The following is a 21,071-nucleotide window of genomic DNA, read 5'->3' as shown; positions in this document are numbered from 1 at the left end:
CGTTCCGGTCGGCTCGGCTAGCACTATGACACGTCCCGGCACTCGTGTGCCAACCCCTCTCTCCGCAGATTGTCCCGGCGAAGCGCCTCTTTTCTGGACAAACAACCACCATGATCGGGTGATGCGAGTATCACATTGGCAATCGATTGCCGACCAAGTTGACGTTGGCGCGGGCCGCAGCTGCTTGGGCGGCCTTGACCGGCCGGCGGGCGCGGCGGCCCAGCACGGCGGGCGCGGAGGGCGGGCGCGGCGAACGGGTGGGCGCGGCCGGCGGGCGGGCGCGCGGGCGGGCGCGCGGGCGGGTGGGCGCGGCGGGCGGGTGGGCGCGGCGGGCGGGCGCGCCGGCCGCGCCGACCGCGGCGCGGCGGGCGGTTGGAGGCTGGGCTGGGGCTGGGGGCTGGGTGCGACGTCCTTTGCTCTGCTTACCCCCACGCAACACTCTTGGCGAAAATCGTTGCGTATAGGTATGCAGAGCAAAGCGTTGACGAAGGACACTGCCGCCAGGATCGTCGGGCGAGCTTCCGCGCTGCGCCGGCCGCCGGAGGGAGCCGAACACCGCGAGCCGAACACCGCGAACCGAATAACCGCGAACCGGGTCAGTCGCGCGCCATCGCCAGCAGCTTGGTGACCGTGTTCCAGTTGCGCGTGGTCGCCAGGTGGTCGGCTCGCTTGTCCCAGAAGTTCACCGGGATCTTGCTGTTGGAGAACCCGTTGGGCAGCCAGGTGTAGATCTCCCGCTCGCCGAGCCGGAACTCGTCGGGGGCGAAGTCGGCCGGGTCGGCGTCCGCGAACCTGGCCGGATCGACCGGTCCGGCCAGGAACGTCACCGCGAGCTTGGACCCCTGCGACGCCTTGTCCGGGAACGGGTTCGCGTCGACGACCGCGGCGAGCTCGTCGGCGGTGCGGATGACGCAGCCGATCTTCATCCCGAACTCGGTGCCCATCCGCTCGCTGATCTCGGTACACAACGCTTCAGGCTTCCGGCGCGGCGCGGCGAACACCGCGTTGCCGCTCTGCAGCAACGTGCGTACCTCCTGGTAGCCGAGCCCGGCGAGCAGCGCGCGCAGGTCCTGCATGGCTATCCGCCGGTTGGATCCGAGATTGACGCCGCGCAGTAACACCGCGTACTTCACCATGCCGCGATTACACCATCCCGCTCTCACGTGCGAAGCCCCCGTAGGATGGCCCACCGTGACCACCTCCATTCATCAACAGATCGCCACCGAGCTGGGCGTACGGGAGGGGCAGGTACGGGCGGCCGTAGACCTGCTCGACGGCGGCGCCACCGTGCCGTTCGTCGCCCGGTACCGCAAGGAAGTCACCGGCGCCCTGGACGACGCTCAGCTGCGCACCCTTGAGGAGCGGCTGGGTTACCTGCGGGAGTTGGAGGAGCGGCGCGCCGCGATCGTCGAGTCGATCCGCGGCCAGGGCAAGCTGGACGACGCCCTGCTGGCGCAGATCATGGCGGCCGACTCGAAGGCCCGCCTCGAAGACATCTACCTGCCGTACAAGCCGAAGCGCCGGACCAAGGCTCAGATCGCCCGGGAGGCCGGCCTGGAGCCGCTGGCCGACGCGCTGCTCGCCGACCCCGGCCTCGATCCGCAGGCCACCGCCGCCGGATACGTCGACGCCGAGAAGGGGGTGGCCGACCCGGCCGCCGCGCTGGACGGCGCCCGGGCGATCCTGACCGAACGGTTCGCCGAGGACGCCGACCTGATCGGCACGCTGCGCGAGCAGATGTGGTCGCGCGGCCGGCTGATCTCGACGGTACGGGAGGGCAAGGAGGACGCCGGCGCGAAGTTCGCCGACTACTTCGACTTCTCCGAGCCGCTGACCACGCTGCCCTCCCACCGGATCCTCGCCCTGTTCCGGGGCGAGAAGGAGGAGATGCTCGACCTGGTCATGGAGCCGGAGGAGCCGGCGGACGGGCCGACCAGCTACGAGCGCGGCATCGCCAGCCAGTTTGAGATCGCGGACAAGGGCCGCCCGGCCGACCGCTGGCTGATGGAGACCGTGCGCTGGGCCTGGCGTACCCGCGTCCTCGGCCACCTGTCCATCGACCTGCGGATGCGGCTGCGCCAGGCGGCCGAGGACGAGGCCGTCCGGGTGTTCGCCGCCAACCTGCGCGACCTGCTGCTCGCCGCGCCGGCCGGAGCCCGCCCGACCATGGGTCTGGACCCCGGCTTCCGTACCGGCGTCAAGGTGGCGGTCGTCGACACGACCGGCAAGGTGGTGGCCACCGACACGATCTACCCGCACGTACCGCAGCGGCGCTGGGACGAGTCCATCGCGACGCTGGCGAAGCTCGCCAGCGTGCACGGGGTGGAACTGATCGCGATCGGCAACGGGACGGCCTCCCGGGAGACCGACAAGCTGGCCACCGACCTGATCGCGGCGCACTCCGACCTCAAGCTCACCAAGGTCATGGTCTCCGAGGCCGGCGCGTCGGTGTACTCGGCCTCCGCGTACGCCTCGCAGGAACTGCCCGGCATGGACGTCTCGCTGCGCGGCGCGGTGTCCATCGCCCGCCGGCTCCAGGATCCGCTGGCCGAACTGGTGAAGATCGATCCCAAGTCGATCGGGGTCGGCCAGTACCAGCACGACCTCGCGGAGACCAAGCTGGCCCGGTCCCTGGACGCCGTCGTCGAGGACTGCGTGAACGCCGTCGGCGTGGACGTGAACACCGCCTCGGCGCCGCTGCTGACCCGGGTCTCCGGCGTCGGCTCCGGCCTGGCCGGCAGCATCGTGGCGCACCGGGACGCCAACGGACCGTTCCGGTCCCGGAAGGCGCTGCTACAGGTACCGCGGCTGGGCCCCAAGGCGTTCGAGCAGTGCGCCGGATTCCTGCGCATCCGGGGCGGCGACGACCCGCTCGACGCGTCCAGCGTGCACCCGGAGGCGTACCCGGTGGTCCGCCGGATCCTCAACGCCACCACCTCGGACATCGGCTCGCTGATCGGCAACAGCACGCTGCTGCGCAAGCTCAAGCCGACCGACTTCGTGGACGACACGTTCGGCCTGCCCACGGTCACCGACATCCTCGGCGAGCTGGACAAGCCGGGCCGGGACCCCCGTCCGGCCTTCAAGACCGCCGTGTTCGCCGACGGAGTGGAGACGCTCGCCGACCTCACCGCCGGCATGGTGCTGGAGGGCGTGGTCACCAACGTGGCCGCGTTCGGCGCGTTCGTGGACATCGGAGTGCACCAGGACGGCCTGGTCCACGTGTCGGCGATGTCGAAGACTTTCGTCAAGGATCCACGCGACGTCGTGAAGCCGGGCAACATCGTACGGGTGAAGGTGCTCGACGTAGACATCCCGCGCAAGCGCATCTCGCTGACCCTGCGGCTGGACGATGAGCCGATGGCTGGGGCCGGCGGGACAGGCGGTACCAGTGGTGGCGGTGGGACCGGCCCGAGCGGTCCGGGCGGCCCGAGCGGCAACCCCGGCGGGGGTTCCGGCGCCGGTTCCGGGGGGACCGGCCGACCCGGCCGGCCCCGGCGGGTGGGCCGGGGCGGCGGTGCCGGCGGGCCGGCGCCCGGCAACCAGGGCGCTCCCGGCCGCTCCGGCGGCTCGTCGGGCGGCTCCGGCGGGTCCGGTGGCTCGGGCGGCGGTTCGCGCGCGTTCAACACCGCGATGGCCGACGCGTTGCGCCGCGCCGGCCTCGACAAGGGGACCGACAAGCGCTGAGTCCGGCCCTCCGGCGTCCCCTTTCCCGCGGGACGCCGGAGGGCCGGCTCGGGACAGGGCCGGCAGGACAGGGCCGGCTCGGGACCTAAGCGACGACGCCCTTGCGCGGCCGCTGGAAGTACCGCTGGCCGGTCAGTGCCGCGATGAACTCCTCCAGGAAGTCCGCGCCGGCCGGACCCGCCTCGGACTGGATCACCACCCCGGCCCCGGCACCGTCCGGCGCGGGAGCCCCGTCGGCGCCCGGCAGTCCGGCCCGGCGGAGCAGCCCGACCCCCTCGGCCACCGCGCCGATCGGCTTGGCGTGCTTGTACGCCTCGGCCACGAAGTGCACCGCGTACCCGTCCTCGACCAGCATGGCCGCGCTGTCCTCGCCGCCGGCCACCACCACCGCGTCGTAGAGCACCGAGGCCATCGTGTAGAGCCCCTTGGCCTCCGGCAGTTCCAGCGTGTCCCGGTTGGACGTGCGCAGCTGGCCGGCCATCGGAGCGAGTACGTCAGCCTTCGCGCCGCGCTCGTGCAACGCCTGGCACAGCCGGGCCAGGCCGACCTCCTCCACGCCGGGAGCGGCGAGTACCGCCACTTTCCGGCCGAGGACCCCGTTGCCGGTCCGAGCTGTCAGGCTCAGCGCCCGGGAGCGGCGGCCGTGGTTCTCGCCGACCGGCGCCGGTTCGTCCACCCCGATTCCCGCGGCGACCGCGACCGCCAACTGGTGGTCGACCTGTTCGAGGTGCCCGACCACCCGTTCCCGGACCGCCATCCGGTTGCACTTGCCCAGCTCGAACCGGAATGCCTCGATGATGTGCTCGCGCTCCCAACCGGACATGCTGTTCCAGAACAGGGTGCTCTGGCTGTAGTGGTCGGCGAAGGTCTCGCTGCGCCGCCGTACCTTGTGGCCGTCGACGCGCTCGGGAAAGTGTGTGAATCCGGTACCGGGCACCGCCGGGCACCCACCGCCCAGGGTGTTGGGGTGGTAGTTGCCCTCGCCCACCGGTATCTGGTGCTGAGCGAACCCGTCCTGCTGGTGGTTGTGCACCGCGGCCAGCGGCCGGTTCACCGGCAGTTGCGCGAAGTTCGGACCACCCAGGCGGGTCAGCTGGGTGTCCAGATAGGAGAACAGCCTCGCCTGCAACAGCGGATCGTCGGTGAAGTCGATGCCGGGCACCACGTTGCCGACACAGAACGCCACCTGCTCGGTCTCCGCGAAGAAGTTGTTCGGGTTGCGGTCCAGCACCAGCTTGCCGACCGGAGTGACCGGTACCAGTTCCTCGGGCACGATCTTCGTCGGGTCCAGCAGGTCGAAGTCGTACTCGAACTCCTGATCCTCCGGGATCAGTTGCAGGCCCAGCTCGTACTCGGGGAACGCGCCGGCCTCGATCGCCTCCCACAGGTCGCGCCGGTTGAAGTCCGGATCGGTACCCGCGATCTTCTGCGCCTCGTCCCAGACCAGGGAGTGCGTACCGAGCACCGGGGTCCAGTGGAACTTGACGAAGGTGTTGGCGCCCTGGGCGTTCACCAGCCGGAACGTGTGCACCCCGAAGCCCTGCATGGTACGGAAGCTGCGCGGGATGGCCCGGTCGGACATCAGCCACATGACGTGGTGCAGGGTCTCCGGCTGCAGCGACACGAAGTCCCAGAAGCTGTCGTGTGCCGAGGCCCCCTGCGGGATCTCGTTGTGCGGCTCGGGTTTGACCGCGTGGATGACGTCCGGGAACTTGATCCCGTCCTGGATGAAGAACACCGGCATGTTGTTGCCGACGAGGTCGAAGTTGCCCTGGCGGGTGTAGAACTTCGTGGCGAAGCCGCGGACGTCGCGCACCGTGTCGGCGGAGCCGCGCGAGCCCTGGACCGTGGAGAACCGGACGAATACCGGAGTACGCAGCTCCGGATCGCACAGGAACTCGGCGGTGGTGTACCGGGCGAGCGACTCGTACACCTGGAAGTGGCCGTGCGCGCCGGAGCCGCGGGCGTGCACGACTCTTTCGGGGATGCGTTCGTGGTCGAAGCGCATCACCTTCTCGCGCAGGTGGAAGTCCTCCAGCAGGCTCGGGCCCCGGGCGCCGGCGTGCAGCGAGTTGTCGGTGTTGTCGACCGGGATGCCCTGGTCCGTGGTGAGCCGAGTTCCCGTGTGGTCGACTCGCGCGGCGGCGAGTTGTTGGTCTTTGTCGACGGGCCGGGCTTCGGTCACCGGGGCCTCCTGAGGTCGGCTGTCGTGCGCCTTTACCCTTGGTACAGACCCGGCAAACAGGACAGGGGGAGAGTGCGCGGCGTCGCTACACTGCCGCCGTGCGTACGGTCACCGTCTCCACCCCCGATGCGACGGTCTGGCGAGTCCGCGTCGCCTGGCAGCCCCGGTGGCGGCCCCTGGCGCGCCGGTTCGGCGGCTGGCGGCGCAAGCGACGCCGGGACCGGTTCGACCCGGGCGACCTCGACGAACTCGGCAACCTCGACGATGGCGGTAGCGGAGGCCACCATGCCGGTGGCGGCGCGGGCCCGGGTGCCGGGCACGGCGGCGGCGGAACCGGAGGCGGGCACAGCGGTGGATCGGGCGACGGATCGGGCGGCGGAACCGGCGGGGGATCGGGCGGCGGGCACGGCGGCGGATCGGGCGGCGGCGCTGGAGGTGGGCACGGCGGCGGATCCGGTGGCGGCTTCCACCTCGGCGGCGGCGGCGGGGGCGGCGGCGGCTGGTTCGACAACCTCGGCGACGACATCCTCGTCGGGATCGTGGTGATCGTCGGCCTCGTTCTCTTCGCCGGCGTGTTCTGGTGGGTGCTGCTGCCGCTTCTGCTGGTCGTACTGGACGCGGTCGTGGTGGCCTGCCTGCTCGCGGTCGCGATCCCGGCCCGCGTCCTGCTGCGCCGCCCGTGGACCGTCGAGGCCCGGTGCGACCGGACCGGCGAGCGGTACCGGACCGATGTGGTCGGCTGGCGGGCGGCGCTGCGTACCCGGGATCGGATCGCCGGCGAACTGCGCGACGGGCGCCCGGCTCCGGCCGGTACGCGCCGCTGAACCGGTCCGACGCGTCCACTTCCGCGTCAACGATCGTTGGCCTACATTCGTTGGCGTGACCGACACCGAGAAGCCCCGCCGATCCGACGCCACCCGGGCGGCGATCCTGTCCGCCGCTCGCGAGCGGTTCGCGGCCGACGGGTACGAGCGGGCCACCATCCGGGCGATCGCGGCGGACGCCAACATCGACCCGGCCATGGTGATGCGCTACTACGGCAGCAAAGAGCGGCTGTTCGCCGCCGCCGCCGAGTTCGACCTGCGGCTGCCGGACCTCACGTCGGTGCGGCCGGAGACCGTGGGCGAGGTGCTCGCCAGGCACTTCGTCGAGCGCTGGGAGTCGGACGAGACGTTGACCGCGCTGCTGCGGGCCGGGGCGACGAACGCGGCCGCCGCCGACCGGATGCGGGACATCTTCGTGACTCAGGTCGGGCCGGCCTTCGCCCCGCTGTGCCCGGATCCGGCGCAGATACCGGTACGCGCCGGGCTGGTCGGCGCCCAGGTGCTCGGGCTGGCGCTGGTGCGCTACGTGCTGCGGATCCCGCCGATCTCGCGGCTGACCCGCGACGAGGTGGTGGCCTGGTTGGCGCCGACCCTCCAGCGGTACCTGACCGGTACCCCCTAGAAGGCCGCGGCGATCAGCTTGAGCAGCGCGGCCGCGAACTCCGCCGGCCGCTCGATGTGCGGCGAGTGCCCGCAGCCGTCGTACACCACCTCGGTGTACGAGCCGCCCGCCGCCGCGTACCGGTCGAGGACCGCCCTGGTCTGGGCGACCATCGGCTGCGGCGGGCACTCGTCGTCTCCCGGCCAGCCCGGTACGGCGCCGAGCTTGCCGAGGTAAGCCAGGTCGAACAGGGACGTGTCGGAGACGATCACGTCGGCGTCGCCGTGTACCCAGAGGACCGGCGGCTTCCCGTCGATCGCGACCAGGTCTTCGGCCACCCGGAACCACCGGGGCGAGATGGCGTTGAGAACTCCCCGGGTGCCTGGTCCCGAGCCCGGCCAGTTCGGGCTCTGGCTCCCGTCGCCCGGGTAGTTGCCGGTGCCGACCGCGGTCGACAGCATCGTGTCGAGCAGCGCCTCCTCGTCGGCGCCGAGGCTCGCCGGGTCGGCGACGTAGGTGGCGCGCAGGACGTTGCGCGGGCTGGTCTGGTCGTCCTCACCGCGGTCGCCGGAGGCGAGTCTCCGGACGAACTCCGGGTTGACCGACCCGCCACCGGTACCCGCGAAGTCCGGCGTGGTCGGGTTGCCGTCGACGTCCCGGGTTCCGCCGTACCCGTACGGCGACACCGGCGCCTCCAGTACCAGTGCGGCGACCCGGTCCGGGTGGTCGATCGCCAGCCGCATCGCCACGCCGCCGCCGATCGAGTGCCCGACCACCACCGGACGAACGCCGGCCGGCCACAGCTCGGGCGCGTCCAGCAGGGCGGCCACGTCGTCGGCGAAGTCCCGCAGCCCCCGGGTGGCGTCCACGGCCGCGACGTCGGTCAACCCGTACCCGCGCAGGTCGGGGGCGACGACGCGCAACGAGTCCGGAAGGTGGCGCAGCAGCGGCAGCCAGAACCCGGCGCTGGAGCAGTTGCCGTGCACGAGGAGCACCGGTGTGCCGTCTTCGGGCCCGCGAACGAGGACATTCTGGGTGATCGCACCGGTGGCGATCTGGACCTGCTCCACACTCATCCGGCGGATGCTGCCACCACAGCGAGCGAGCCGGCAATGGTGCCGGCCCACATATCCGGTGGCCCGCCTCAGGGTGGAGGCGGCGTCACGGTAGCGGCGGCGTCACGGTAGAGGCGGCGTCACGGTGAAGGCCGCGGGACGTCCAGATCATCGCCGACGGCGATGTCCTCGCACGGCACGCCCGTCACCAGCTCCGGATGCCGGGCCAGGTACCGGCGGGCACCCACGTCACCGATCGCCAGCTCGGCGACCGCGCTCCAGTGGTCGCGGCCGAGCAGCACCGGGTGGCCGGGTTCGCCGTGGTACGTCGCCACCGTGAGTGCGGCGGGCGCGGCCAGGCCGGCGACCCGCCGTACCGCGCCGGCGGTGATTCCCGGCGTGTCCACGAGAAGAACGCAGGCCGCGTCGACCCGCGGGTCCAGCGTGGCCAGGCCGGTGCGCAGCGAGGAGCCCATGCCGCTGTCCCAGTCCGGGTTGACCACCACGGTCGCCCCGCTCAGGTCCGCCCGTGTCAGCACCTCGTCGGCGGCGGCGCCGAGCACCACGATCACCGGGTCGCACCCGCCCTCGACCAACGTGGCCAGGGCCCGCTCCACCAGTAGCCGGCCGGCGTCGGTGACCAGTGCCTTGGGCATCCCGTACCGCCGCCCGGCCCCGGCCGCGAGCAGCAGTCCCGCGACCGTCACCTGGCCGGCCCGGGGCGCGGCTCGCGCGAGCCACCGGACGCGCTCATGCCAGCGTCTCGTGGTGGATGCGGCCGATCCGCGAGGTGAGCCGCTGGCCGCTGCCGCCCCACCGGCCCGCGATGATCTCGGCGGCGATGCTCACCGCGGTCTCCTCCGGGGTGCGGGCCCCCAGGTCGAGACCCACCGGTGAGGCCAGCCGTTCCAGCTCCGTGTCGTTCAGCCCCGCCGCGCGCAGCCGTTCCAGCCGGTCGTCGTGGGTGCGGCGGGAGCCCATCGCGCCCACGTACGCCAGCGGCATCCGGAGCGCGACCTCCAGCACCGGTACGTCGAACTTCGGATCGTGCGTGAGCACGCACACGACCGTGCGTTCGTCGATCCGGCCCGCCTCCGCCTCGCTGGCCAGGTACCGGTGCGGCCAGCCGACGACAACCTCGTGCGCGTCCGGGAACCGTCGCTTGGTGGCGAACACCGGTCGGGCGTCGCAGACCGTGACCCGGTACCCGAGGAACGCCCCGACCTTGGCGACCGCGGCCGCGAAGTCGATGGCGCCGAACACGACCATCCGGGGCGGCGACGCGTACGCCGCGACGAACAGCGCCAGGTCGTCCCCGCGCCGCTCACCCTGATACCCGTACCGCAGGGTGCCGCTGCGCCCGCTGGCCAGCATGCCGCGCACGTCGTCGGCCGCCGCGGCGTCCAGCCGATCCGTGCCCAGCGAGCCCGCGGTGCGGTCCTGCCAGACCACCAGCCGCCGGCCGAGGCGCGCCTCCGGATCGGGGCCACCGCCCGGCGGGCCGGACACGCCGGGCGCTCCGCCGACCGCTACGCAGGTGACCACGGCCACCGGAATCTCCGCCCGGATCGACGCGGCCACCTCACCGAACTCCGGGAACGCCGGGCCGTCGATCCGTTCGACGAAAACGTCGATGATGCCGCCGCAGGTCAGGCCGATGGCGAACGCGTCGTCGTCGCTCACGCCGTACCGCTGGAGAATCGGCGCGCCGGTGGCGACCACCTCCTGCGCCAGCTCGTAGACGGCGCCCTCGACGCAACCGCCCGAGACGCTGCCCACGGCCGTACCGTCCGGTCCGACCAGCATCGTCGCGCCGGCCGGACGGGGCGAGGAACGCCAGGTGGCCACAACCGTGGCCATGCCGACCGGTTCGCCGGCCTTCCACCAACGGTCCAACTCATCCAGTACGTCGCGCATGACCGCCCACCGATCGTGTCCCTGTTCCTCTCACTGTGCTCCACTCAGCTCCAGATCGTCACGTAGACCGGGGGCCGGAACCGGGACGGCGACACCCCGGTGCCCGGCGAGCACATCAGTTGCATGGCGTCCGGCGTGGACAGGAAGTTGCGCAGGTACCGGGCCGCCGCCGTGCGCCGCTCCGGGCGCAACGTCGTCACATACCAGCAGGCCACGGCCGGCGTCAGCTCGGTGTCGACCACTTTCAGCTCGCCCCGGCGCACCTGCCGGCTGACCAGGGTGGCCACCGCCGGGGCGACGCCGAGACCGTCGGCCGCGGCGGCCCACGCGGCAGTCTGGTTGGGGAACACCCGGATCGACGACTCCGGGACCCGGAACCCGCGCAGCAGCCGCCCGGTGTCGCTGTCCGGGTCGGTACCGGAGGAGTCCACCAGCCACGGCCAGCGGCCCGGGCTCCCGGCCGCCCGGAAGTTCTGCCCCGCGACCAGGATGATCCGGTACTTCAGCACCGGCTCGCTGATCAGTCCGGAGTCGGCATCGCCGCGCAGGTCCGGTCCGAGCGCCACATCGGCCAGCCGGTTGGGCAGCAACACTCGCATCTCCCCCACGCTGGCCACCCCGGACGACGCGTCGAAGGCGCCGCCCGACCGCCGGCCGAACCCCTCCAGCAGCGGAGTGGCGATGAATTCGGCGATGGTGCTGGACACCAGCAGCCGCAGCCGGGCCGGGGCGCCCTTGGCCGCGCGCACCGCGGCCTCCGCGTCGGACCCCAGGGCGACCATCTGCGAAGCGATGCCGAACAGCCGGTTTCCGCCTTCGGTCAGCGCCATCCCGTTGCCGTCCCGGACCAGCAACTGGTCGCCCAGATGCTGGCGCAACGCGGCGAGCGCCCGGGACACCGCCGGCTCGCTCACTCCCAGCACGTCGGCGGCGGCCCGGACCGATCCGAGCCTCGCGACGAGGACAAACGCCCCGAGCTGGGTGAGCGTCATGGTCATACCTTCGCAGCCGGAAACGATTCGCAACAGCCCCCGCCTCAGGGTGCTAACCATTCGGTTATCGGCCCATTGCCGGCCGGCCAGCCGCTGCCCAGGATGGGCCTGAACTGGCGCCCCTGGCGATGGCGGGAGCGCCTCCAAGGAGTGGGGGCGTGGATGCAGGTACCTGCGCACTTCGAGTACGAGCGGGCCACGAGCGTCGATCACGCACTCGCCCTGCTTGCCCGCTGGGGCGGCGAGGCGCGGGTGGTGGCGGGTGGGCACAGCCTGATCCCGATGATGAAGTTGCGCCTGGCCCGGCCCGAAGCCCTGATCGACATCAACGACCTGACCGAGCTGTCCTACCTCCGGCTGGCCGGCGACGAGTTGCTCCTCGGCGCGATGACCCGGCACGCGGACCTGCTGGCCTCACCGCTGGTCGGTGAGCACTACCCGATCCTGCATGACGCCGAACGAGTGATCGCCGACCCGATCGTGCGCAACCGCGGGACGATCGGCGGCTCGCTGTGCCAGGCCGACCCGTCCGAGGACCTGTCGGCCGCGTTCGCCGCGATCGACGCGGTCGCCGTGATCCGCGGCCCGTCCGGCGCGCGTACCGTGCCGGTGCGCGAGTTCCACACCGGCCCGTACGAGACCGTGGTTGGCCCCGACGAGCTGCTCACCGAGATCCGAGTGCCGATCCGGCCGGGCGGCGGATCGGCCTACGAGAAGGTCGAGCGGCGGGTCGGCGACTGGGCGGTGGCCGCTGCCGGCGCGGCGATCTGGCTGGACGGCGAGAGCGCTGGCGGAGCCGGCCAGCCCGGCATCGTGCGGGACGTCGGCATCGGGTTGACCGCGGTCGGAGCGTCGCACTTCCATGCCGCCGAGGCCGAAGCGTCGCTGCGCGGCGCACCGGCCACCGAGGAGAACTTCGCCGAGGCCGGACGGCTGGCCGGCGCGCACTGCGAACCGGCCGCCGACCAGCGCGGCCCGGTCGACTACAAGCGGCATCTCGCCAGCGAACTCACCGTCCGCGCGCTGCGCCGGGCCGCCGCCCGGGCCCGGGGTCAGGAGGCATGACATGCAGGTGACCGTGACCGTCAACGGCGAGGAGTACACCCGGGACGTGGACACCCGGCTGCTGCTCGTCCACTTCCTGCGTGACCACCTCGGGCTGACCGGTACGCACTGGGGTTGCGACACGTCGAACTGCGGAGTGTGCACCGTGTGGCTGGACGGCGTACCGGTGAAGTCCTGCACGGTGCTCGCGGTGATGGCGGACGGGCACGCGGTACGCACCGTCGAGGGGCTGGAACGCAACGGCACGCTGGACCCGGTACAGGAGGGTTTCGTGCAGTGTCACGGGCTGCAGTGCGGGTTCTGCACGCCCGGCATGATGCTCACCGCGCGCTGGTTGCTCGACCACAACCCCGACCCGTCCGAGGAACAGATCCGCGAGGCGATCTCCGGACAGTCCTGCCGCTGCACCGGGTACGAGAACATCGTCCGCTCGGTGCGCTGGGCCGCCGAACACTCCACAGTGGAGGCCACGAAATGACGACCGTGGAGACCCCGATGGGGTACGGCTCGATGCGCCGCAAGGAAGACGCCCGGTTCATCCGCGGCCGGGGCACCTACGTCGACGACGTGACCCTGCCCGGCATGCTGTACGGCGCGGTGCTGCGCAGCCCGTTCGCGCACGCCCGCATCGTGTCCATCGACACCAAGGCGGCCGAGGCGCACCCCAAGGTCCGGGCGGTCATCACCGGCGCGATCCTGGACGGGCTGAAACTGGCCTGGATGCCCACGCTGTCCTACGACACCCAGGCGGTGCTGGCCACCGACAAGGTGCGTTTCCAGGGTCAGGAGGTGGCGTTCGTCGTCGCCGAGGACCGGTACGCCGCCCGGGACGCGCTGGAGCTGATCGACGTCGAGTACGAGCCGCTGCCGGCGGTCGTCGACGCGCGCCGCGCACTGGACCCGGACGCGCCGGTCATCCGCGACGACAAGGACGGCAAGACGGACAACCACATCTTCGACTGGTCGTCCGGCGACAAGGACGCGACCGACCGGGTCTTTTCCGAGGCCGAGGTGGTCGTGACGCAGGATGTTCTGTACCCGCGGGTGCACCCGGCACCACTGGAGACGTGCGGGGCGATCGCCGACTTCGACAAGGTGACCGGCAAGCTCACCATCTGGTGCAACACCCAGGCGCCGCACGCCCACCGCACGGTCTACGCGATGGTCGCCGGGCTGCCCGAGCACAAGATCCGCATCATCTCCCCGGACATCGGCGGCGGGTTCGGCAACAAGGTCGGCATCTACCCCGGGTACGTCTGCGCGGTGGTCGGCTCGATCGTGACCGGCCGGCCGGTGAAGTGGATGGAGGACCGGTCGGAAAACCTGATGAGCACCAGCTTCGCCCGCGACTACCACATGCGCGGCGAGATCGCGGCGACGAGGGACGGGAAGATCCGGGCGGTACGGGTCAGCGTCATCGCCGACCACGGTGCCTTCAACGGCACCGCGCAGCCCACCAAGTTCCCGGCCGGCTTCTTCCACGTATTTACCGGCTCGTACGACCTGGAGGCCGCGCACTGCGCGGTGACCGGGGTCTACACCAACAAGGCGCCGGGTGGCGTCGCGTACGCCTGTTCGTTCCGGGTGACCGAGGCCGCGTACCTGATCGAGCGCATGGTCGACGTGCTCGCGTACGAGCTGGGTACCGACCCGGCGGCGCTGCGCATGCGCAACCTACTGCGCCCGGAGCAGTTCCCGTACCCGAGCCCGACCGGCTGGGAGTACGACTCCGGGGACTACCCGCGCGCCCTGGCGCTGGCGATGGACATCGCCGGGTACGACGACCTGCGCGCGGAACAGGCGGCGCAGCGCGAGCGGTGGGCGGCGGGCGAGGTCGGCGGCACGCTGATGGGTGTCGGCATCAGCTTCTTCACCGAGGCGGTCGGCGCCGGCCCGCGCAAGCACATGGACATCCTCGGGCTCGGCATGGCCGACGGCGCCGAGTTGCGGGTGCACCCCACCGGAAAGGCGGTGCTGCGCATCTCCGTGCAGTCGCAGGGGCAGGGGCACGAGACGACGTACGCCCAGATCGTCGCGGAGGAGTTGGGCATCTCGCCGGACGACATCGAGGTGGTGCACGGCGACACCGACCAGACGCCGTTCGGGCTGGGCACCTACGGCTCCCGTTCCACACCGGTGTCCGGCGCGGCAACCGCCGTGGTGGCCCGCAAGGTACGGGAACGGGCCCGGATCGTCGCCGGCGCGATGCTCGAGGTCTCACCGGAGGACCTGGAGTGGGAGAAGGGCCGCTGGTTCGTGCGCGGCGATCCCGACCAGGGCCGGACGATCACCGAGATCGCCCTGGCCGCGCACTCCAGCCTGGAACTGCCCGAGGGCGTCGAGGGCCACTTGGACGCGACCACGGTCTACAACCCGCCGAACCTCACGTTCCCGTTCGGCGCGTACATCTGCGTGGTGGACGTGGACCCCGGTACCGGGCGGGTCAAGGTGCGCCGGTTCGTCGCGGTGGACGACTGCGGGGTACGGATCAACCCGATGATCGTCGAGGGCCAGGTGCACGGCGGCCTCGCCGACGGCATCGGGATGGCGCTGATGGAGCTGATCGCGTTCGACCCGGACGGCAACTGCCTGGGCGCGTCGTTCATGGACTACCTGCTGCCCACGTCGATGGAGTGCCCGTCCTGGGAGCTGGGCGCGACCGTCACCCCGTCACCGCACCACCCGATCGGTGCGAAGGGGGTCGGGGAGTCCGCGACGGTCGGCTCGCCGGCCGCCGTGGTGAACGCGGTGCTGGACGCGTTGAAGCCGTTCGGGGTCCGGCACGCGGACATGCCGCTGACCCCGGCCGCGGTGTGGCGCGCGATCCAGGGCGCTCCGCTGCGCACCGATCTGGCGATCGGCTGAGGGGAGGCGGCAGGGCAGTGGGTACGAGCGAACTGCTGGCCCGCGCCGAGCACCTGCGCGCGCAGCGCACACCGTTCGTCCTCGCCACGGTCGTCCGGGCGCAGCGGCCGACCAGTGCGAAGGCGGGCGACCGGGCGCTGGTGCTGGCCGACGGCACGCTGGACGGGTTCGTCGGCGGCACCTGCGCCGAGTCGACCGTCCGGCTGACCGGGCTGCGGCTGCTGGAGACCGGCGAGTCCACACTGCTGCGGATCACGCCTGCTCCGGCCGGTGCCGGGCCGGCCGACATGTCTCCGGCCGGCCCGGAAGACGATGTCCTCGTGGCGGACCCGGACGGCGAGCGCGACGGCGACGGGCTGCTCACCGTCGCGAACCCGTGCCTGTCCGGCGGGTCACTGGAGATCTTCCTGGAGGCGATGATCCCGCCGCCGCTGGTGCACGTGTTCGGCGCGGCACCGGTCGCGCGGGCTATGGCGGACCTGGGGGCGGCGCTCGGGTACGACGTGGTGACCGGCACCGACCCCGGGGTGCCGGTGCCGCCGGACGCCGACGCGGTGGTGGTGGCGTCGCACGGCCGCGACGAGGAGCGGGTGCTGACCGAGGCGGCCCGGGCCGGGGTGCCGTACCTGGCGCTGGTCGCCAGCCGGCGGCGGGGCGCCGCGGTACTGGCCGGGCTGGACCTCACGGAACCCGAACGGGCCCGGATCCACACCCCGGCCGGGTTGGACATCGGCGCCCGTACCGCACCCGAGGTCGCCCTGTCGATCTTCGCCGAAATCATCTCGCTGCGCGGCGACTGGTCTGGGTCGTGGCGCGGCGTCAGACGCGCCGAGCCAGACCGGTCGGACAGGGGGGCCGCAGCGGCGCGGGTACCCGGGGCGGGGCGGGTACCGGCGCCGCGGATCGAGGCGGCGGTCGATCCGGTGTGCGGCATGCGGGTCGCGGTCACCCCGGACGCGCTGCGTCACGAGTACGCCGGCCACAGCTGGTACTTCTGTGGATCCGGCTGCCGCGACGCGTTCGCCGACGCACCCGACCGGTACGCGACGGCCGCATGAGCGAGCGTCAGCGAGTGAATTGGAGTTGCAGCGCGTTGGTGCCTCATGCCGGACCGGCAGCGGAGCGACTGGTCTGGGTCGCTGCGCGGCGTCAGACGCGCCGAGCCAGACTGGTCGGAGAGGATCCGGCATGAGCGCGCCTCCTCCCGTTCCCGAGCTGCTGCCGGATGTCGCGGCGCTGTCGGCGGAGCTGGAACGGGTCGGGTACCTGGCCGACGAGTCGCTGTCCACCGCGCTGTTCCTCGCGGTGCGCATGGGCCAGCCGATCCTCCTGGAAGGCGAGCCCGGGGTCGGCAAGACCGAGGCCGCCAAGGCACTGTCCGCGGTGCTGGCCACGGCACTGGTACGGCTGCAGTGCTACGAGGGCCTGACCGCGGCCGAGGCGCTGTACGAGTGGAACTACCCCCGGCAACTGCTGGGCATCCGGCTGGCCGAGGCGCGGGGCGAGCGCCTGCGCGACGACGACCTGTTCGGCCCCGAGTACCTGTTGGCCCGTCCGCTGCTGGCCGCGATCGAGCACCCCGGACCCCGGCCGGCCGTGCTGCTGATCGACGAGATCGACCGGGCCGACGACGAGTTCGAGGCGTTCCTCTTCGAGTTGCTGGCCGAGTCGGCGGTGACCATTCCGGAGCTGGGCACCCGGCGGGCGGTGGTGCCGCCGGTCGCCGTACTCACCTCCAACCGCACCCGCGACCTGCACGACGCCCTGCGCCGCCGTTGCCTGTACCACTGGATCAGCTATCCCGGGCCCGACCGGGTCGCGGACATCATCCGGCTGCGGGAGCCGGCCACGGATGCCGCGCTGGCCGAGTCGGTCGCCGGGTCGGTCGCCAGGCTGCGGGCGCTGGATCTCACCAAGCCGCCCGGGGTGGCCGAGGCGATCAGCTGGGCGTCGGCCCTGCGTACGCTCGGCGTCACGCGCCTGACGGCGGCGGCCGCCGCGGGTACGTTGGGAGCTGTGGTCAAGCACCAGGAGGACCAGGAGACGGTACGCGGTGCGGGACTGTCCACTGTGGTGGGTCTGGATGCCTGAGCGGGTTCGGATGCCTGAGGCTGCTCGGCTGGCCGGGTGGCCGGTCGACCTCGCCGAGGTCGCCGCGCACTTCGGCGAGCGGCTGCGCGGCGCCGGGCTGCCCGCCGGACCGGACCGGTGCCAGCGGTTCGCCGGTGCGATCCGGCTGGCCGCCCCGCGCACCACCCAGCAGTTGCGCTGGTGCGCGAGAGCCACGCTGGCCACCGGTCCGGCCCAGCTCGCCCTGCTGGATCGGGTCTTCGACGAGGTGTTCGGCGGCCTGGTCGATCCGGCCGACTCGCGTGGCGACCCGAACGCCCCGCCGCTGTCCCCCGGGTCGTTCCCTCCGGTGTCTTTCGCACCGGAGGCGCCGTCACCGTCCGGTGCCGGCCTCGACGGCCGGGACTCCGGGTCGGCGCGTGCCGAGGCCGATGCCCATAGTGGTCGGGCCGGGGTCCGGGTCGACGTACCGTCTGCGGCCAGTGCCGGCGAACGCCTGGCGGGCCGCGACTTCGCAGAGCTGACCGCGCAGGAACTCGCGCTGCTGGCCGACGTGATGGGTCGGCTGCGGCTGGCCACCCCGCCGCGCCGCTGCCGGCGGACCCGGCGGGTACCGCACGGGCACCGGGTGGACCTGCGGGCGACGTTGCGGCTGGGCCGCCGTACCGGCGGGGATCCGCTGCGCGTGATCCGGCAGCGGGCCCGGGACAAGCCCCGGCGCCTGGTCGCCCTGTGCGACATCTCCCGGTCGATGGAGCCGTACGCGCGGGCCATGCTCCAGCTGCTGTACTGCGCGGCCGGCGGTACCCGGGCCGAGGTGTTCACGTTCGCCACCCGGTTGACGCGACTCACCCCGGTACTGGCCCGGACCGCTCCGGCGGTCGCACTGGAACGGGCCGGCAGGGCGGCTCCGGACTGGTCGGGCGGCACCCGGATCGGTGCGGCGCTGCGCGAGTTCACCGACCGGTACGGGCGGCGGGGACTGGCGCGCGGCGCGGTCATTCTGATCATCTCCGACGGCTGGGAGACCGGCGACCCGGTGCCGCTGGGGCGCGAGATGGCCCGGCTGTCCCGGCTGGCGTACCGGATCGTGTGGGTCAACCCCCGTACCCAGAGCCCGCGCTACCGCCCGCTGGTCGGCGGGATGGCGGCGGCGTGGCCACACTGCGACGCCGTGGTCAGCGCGCACCGGTTGACCGCGCTGACCGACCTCCTCGACGCGCTGGCCGACCCGCAGCGGCGGCGCACCAACCAGTTCCGGGAAGGATGAGCAGCCAATGCGACTGGACAACGAGTTCGTGGTACCGCGACCGGTCGACGAGGCATGGACGGTGCTGACCGACGTGGAGCGGATCGCCCCGTGCATGCCGGGCGCGCAGCTGACCGAGGTGGTCGGAGACTCTTACCACGGAACGGTGAAGGTGAAGGTCGGGCCGGTGGTCGCCCAGTACGGCGGCGCGGTCCGCTTCACCGAGTTGGATGCCGAGCGCCACCGCGTGGTACTCGAAGCCAAGGGCAAGGAGCGCAACGGGCGCGGCCTGGCCTCGGCGCTGGTCACCGCGGACCTGACCGGCGAGGACGGCAGCACCCGGGTCACGGTGAGCACGGACCTGACCATCTCGGGACCGCTGGCGCAGTTCGGTCGCGGCGCGATCGCGGAGGTCAGCAGCAGGCTGCTGAACCAGTTCGTCGACCGGCTCAAGGAGACGGTGCTTCAGGAGACAGCGCCTCAGGAGACGGTGCCGGCGGCCGGCACACCGGCGGCTGAGTCGTCTTCACCGTCGGCTCCCCCTTCGGCGGCGGCTGCGGCGGCAGCCACTGGGACCACGACGGCCGCCGGCGGGGCTGTCCCGGCTCCCCGGGCCGCCGCCGAGGCCGGCGCTTCCGGAGACTCCGCGCCGGTAGCGGGTGCGGCCGAGAGCGCCGCCGGCGGTAGCACCACGGCCGAGGCCGCCACGAGCACCACGGCCGAGGCCGGCACGGGAGGCCAAGCCGCCGCTGCTGGACGGACGCCCGCGGGCGGCTCGGCCGAGGCCGGTGCCCGCACTCCGGCGGCCGAGCCCGAAGCCGCAGCGCCTGCCGACCTGCTACGCGTCGCGGCGGTACCGATTCTCAAGCGGGTGCTGCCGCCGCTGGTGCTGATCGTGGCGATCATCGTCATCTTGATCGTCTGGCTCGGTTGAGCCCGGCTCCTCGCGGAGACTTGGTACCGATCTGCCCCCAGCGGGGCGGATCGGTACCAAGATCTCGGTTAGCTCTACCCCGGCTCAGCTACATCGGATGCCGCTCGGCGCGGGCGTGGACGACCCGTTCGCCTGGAACCCGAAGGTGGTCGACGCCCCGGCTGCCAGGCTGGTGGCCCAGCTCGGCGCCTTGATGGTCCAGCTGGTGCCGCTGGTGGTGATGGTCGAACTCCACGCGCTGACCAGGCTCACCCCGGCCGGTACCGTCCAGCCGATGGTCCAGTTGTTCCAGGCGGTCGTTCCCCGGTTGGTCACCGTGACGTTCGAGGTGAAGCCGCCGCTCCACGCGTTGGCCACCTGGTAGTTCACGTCGCACTGGATCGAGCCGGTCGGCGGCGTGCTGGTTGGCGGTGCGCTGGTCGGCGGAGTCCGCGACGGGCTCGTCGACGGGCTCGCCGAGGGGCTGCGGGTCGGCGACCGGCTCGCCGACGGCGAGGTGCTGGGGCCGCCGCCCGGGTTCGTCGTGGTGTAGCTGGCCTGGGTGTACGCCGCGGAGCACTGGGAGCCGCACGCCGCCGGCAGGGAGAACGTGTACACCCGGCCGTTGTTGAGCAACGCGTCAGTGCTGTCGTGGACCCGGATCTGGAACTGGGTACCCCCGGCGGTGGTCGGCGACACGATGTACGCCTGACCCATGTCACCGTCCATTGTGGCCGCCTGCCAACCTCCGCTGGAGGTCTGGAAGTCCACGCCGTGAATGCCGTTGGGCAGATGGGAGATGGCGACGGCGCCCCACCACGACTGGGCACCCTGCAGGAACCCGATCTGGATGTCGCCGGTGTAGTTGGGCGCGGAGACGAACTGCCACTGGATGTGACGGTTGTTGAAGTGGTTCGGGTACAGGTCGCCGACCGGTGCTCCGTTCTTGACGAACCGGTTCAACGAATCCTTGTGCAGGTCCAGGTGGTACGGGTCGTCCCGGCACCAGGCGTTGGAGTCGGCGCAGCTGTCCGCGATCAGCATGGTGAGGGTCGCGCCGTTGTACGCGTCGGAGACCCAGGAGCCGTTACGGCAGAACGCTTGGTTGGGCGCACCGTCGTTGACCCCGGTGCAGAAGTCGCCGATGCTGACCTGCACGTAGCGCCCGCAGTTGAGCCCGTTGTCCCACATCCCCATCTTGTCGGCGAGCGAGGGCGGTACCGGTCGGGGGTAGGCACCGTAGTCGCCGGGGGTGTTGAACACGTTGAGCGCGACGAAGTCCTGCGAGTCGAGGTTGGCCTGGGGTATGCCACAGCCGCCGTAGGGCTGGCCGAGTCCGTCGAAGTACGTGGAGTTGCCGGTCACCGGTGTCGGCGTGTCGGTCACGGTGAGAGCGCCGGCGGGGAGTTGTGCGATGAGCAACGACGCGACGGCGCACAGCGCGGCAACCAGGGCAACGCGTACCCACACGCCGGTGCGCCTCCTGCGAGGCACATCCATGGGATTGTCCTTCCGGGCGGCGCCGTGCCGTTGCCCCGTGCACGGCTGCGAAGAAATGAGGTCGGGATCTCGAACCCGGCCCCTGGCGCCCGGCTCCATGGTTTCGCCGGCGATGGCGGATTGTCAATGATCGACGTCGATGACCCGG

Annotated in this window: 17 protein-coding genes; 10 read left to right on the top strand and 7 right to left on the bottom strand. The window is 72.0% G+C overall.

Annotation, left to right across the window (positions count from 1 at the left end):
• Positions 1 to 596: 596 nt before the first annotated feature.
• Complete coding sequence (locus tag Raf01_RS22780; protein ID WP_203919995.1) at positions 597 to 1,136, bottom strand: DUF1697 domain-containing protein; 540 nt, start codon at positions 1,134 to 1,136, stop codon at positions 597 to 599.
• A gap of 55 nt (positions 1,137 to 1,191) precedes the next feature.
• Between Raf01_RS22780 and Raf01_RS22775 the strand changes: the two genes are divergently transcribed.
• On the top strand, positions 1,192 to 3,687 hold the full coding sequence (locus Raf01_RS22775) for a Tex family protein (RefSeq protein ID WP_239133824.1): 2,496 nt from the start codon (positions 1,192 to 1,194) through the stop codon (positions 3,685 to 3,687).
• A gap of 85 nt (positions 3,688 to 3,772) precedes the next feature.
• Here Raf01_RS22775 and Raf01_RS22770 read toward each other — a convergent pair whose 3' ends face one another.
• Positions 3,773 to 5,872, bottom strand: a complete 2,100-nt coding sequence (locus Raf01_RS22770; RefSeq protein WP_275413024.1) for a catalase — start codon at positions 5,870 to 5,872, stop codon at positions 3,773 to 3,775.
• A 98-nt stretch (positions 5,873 to 5,970) separates the two neighbouring features.
• Here Raf01_RS22770 and Raf01_RS22765 point away from each other — a divergent pair, with 98 nt between their 5' ends.
• Positions 5,971 to 6,696, top strand: a complete 726-nt coding sequence (locus Raf01_RS22765) for a hypothetical protein (protein ID WP_203919994.1) — start codon at positions 5,971 to 5,973, stop codon at positions 6,694 to 6,696.
• A 55-nt stretch (positions 6,697 to 6,751) separates the two neighbouring features.
• Positions 6,752 to 7,318, top strand: a complete 567-nt coding sequence (locus Raf01_RS22760) for a TetR/AcrR family transcriptional regulator (protein ID WP_239133823.1) — start codon at positions 6,752 to 6,754, stop codon at positions 7,316 to 7,318.
• Here Raf01_RS22760 and Raf01_RS22755 read toward each other — a convergent pair.
• From Raf01_RS22755 to Raf01_RS22740, 4 genes are all read right to left on the bottom strand, one after another.
• Positions 7,315 to 8,373, bottom strand: a complete 1,059-nt coding sequence (locus Raf01_RS22755; RefSeq protein WP_203919992.1) for an alpha/beta hydrolase — start codon at positions 8,371 to 8,373, stop codon at positions 7,315 to 7,317. The genes Raf01_RS22760 and Raf01_RS22755 overlap by 4 nt on opposite strands.
• A 119-nt stretch (positions 8,374 to 8,492) precedes the next feature.
• A complete protein-coding gene (locus tag Raf01_RS22750; protein WP_203919991.1) occupies positions 8,493 to 9,059 on the bottom strand; it encodes a nucleotidyltransferase family protein in 567 nt (188 codons plus the stop codon).
• Positions 9,060 to 9,102: 43 nt separating this feature from the next.
• Positions 9,103 to 10,269, bottom strand: coding sequence for an XdhC family protein (locus tag Raf01_RS22745; RefSeq protein WP_203919990.1), 1,167 nt, complete (start codon positions 10,267 to 10,269; stop codon positions 9,103 to 9,105).
• 44 nt (positions 10,270 to 10,313) lie between these two features.
• Positions 10,314 to 11,261: a LysR family transcriptional regulator gene (locus tag Raf01_RS22740; RefSeq protein WP_203919989.1), complete on the bottom strand. Its 948-nt coding sequence runs from the start codon at positions 11,259 to 11,261 to the stop codon at positions 10,314 to 10,316.
• Positions 11,262 to 11,423: 162 nt separating this feature from the next.
• Here Raf01_RS22740 and Raf01_RS22735 point away from each other — a divergent pair, with 162 nt between their 5' ends.
• From Raf01_RS22735 to Raf01_RS22705, 7 genes are all read left to right on the top strand, one after another.
• Positions 11,424 to 12,326, top strand: coding sequence for an FAD binding domain-containing protein (locus Raf01_RS22735; protein ID WP_203919988.1), 903 nt, complete (start codon positions 11,424 to 11,426; stop codon positions 12,324 to 12,326).
• A 1-nt stretch (position 12,327) separates the two neighbouring features.
• Complete coding sequence (locus tag Raf01_RS22730; protein WP_203919987.1) at positions 12,328 to 12,804, top strand: (2Fe-2S)-binding protein; 477 nt, start codon at positions 12,328 to 12,330, stop codon at positions 12,802 to 12,804.
• Positions 12,801 to 15,191 carry an aerobic carbon-monoxide dehydrogenase large subunit gene (locus tag Raf01_RS22725; protein ID WP_203919986.1) on the top strand — a complete coding sequence of 797 codons (2,391 nt, stop codon included), beginning with the start codon at positions 12,801 to 12,803 and terminating at the stop codon, positions 15,189 to 15,191. The genes Raf01_RS22730 and Raf01_RS22725 overlap by 4 nt, the downstream gene beginning before the upstream one ends.
• A gap of 17 nt (positions 15,192 to 15,208) precedes the next feature.
• Entirely contained in the window at positions 15,209 to 16,249 is a 1,041-nt protein-coding gene (locus Raf01_RS22720; RefSeq protein ID WP_203919985.1) for an XdhC family protein, read from the top strand.
• Positions 16,250 to 16,379: 130 nt separating this feature from the next.
• The gene (locus Raf01_RS22715) at positions 16,380 to 17,282 is read left to right on the top strand and encodes an AAA family ATPase (RefSeq protein WP_203919984.1); all 903 of its coding nucleotides are present in this window, start codon (positions 16,380 to 16,382) and stop codon (positions 17,280 to 17,282) included.
• Between the two features lie 10 nt (positions 17,283 to 17,292).
• Positions 17,293 to 18,531: a vWA domain-containing protein gene (locus Raf01_RS22710; RefSeq protein ID WP_203919983.1), complete on the top strand. Its 1,239-nt coding sequence runs from the start codon at positions 17,293 to 17,295 to the stop codon at positions 18,529 to 18,531.
• A 7-nt stretch (positions 18,532 to 18,538) separates the two neighbouring features.
• Positions 18,539 to 19,444 (top strand): SRPBCC family protein, encoded by a 906-nt coding sequence (locus Raf01_RS22705; RefSeq protein WP_203919982.1) that lies wholly within the window; start codon positions 18,539 to 18,541, stop codon positions 19,442 to 19,444.
• 84 nt (positions 19,445 to 19,528) lie between these two features.
• Here Raf01_RS22705 and Raf01_RS22700 read toward each other — a convergent pair whose 3' ends face one another.
• Positions 19,529 to 20,923, bottom strand: a complete 1,395-nt coding sequence (locus Raf01_RS22700; RefSeq protein ID WP_203919981.1) for a cellulose binding domain-containing protein — start codon at positions 20,921 to 20,923, stop codon at positions 19,529 to 19,531.
• Between the last annotated feature and the right edge of the window lie 148 nt (positions 20,924 to 21,071).

The sequence above is a fragment of the Rugosimonospora africana genome (assembly GCF_016862975.1).
Classification (GTDB): Bacteria; Actinomycetota; Actinomycetes; order Mycobacteriales; family Micromonosporaceae; genus Rugosimonospora; species Rugosimonospora africana.
This window is presented reverse-complemented; position numbering and strand designations above follow the sequence as displayed.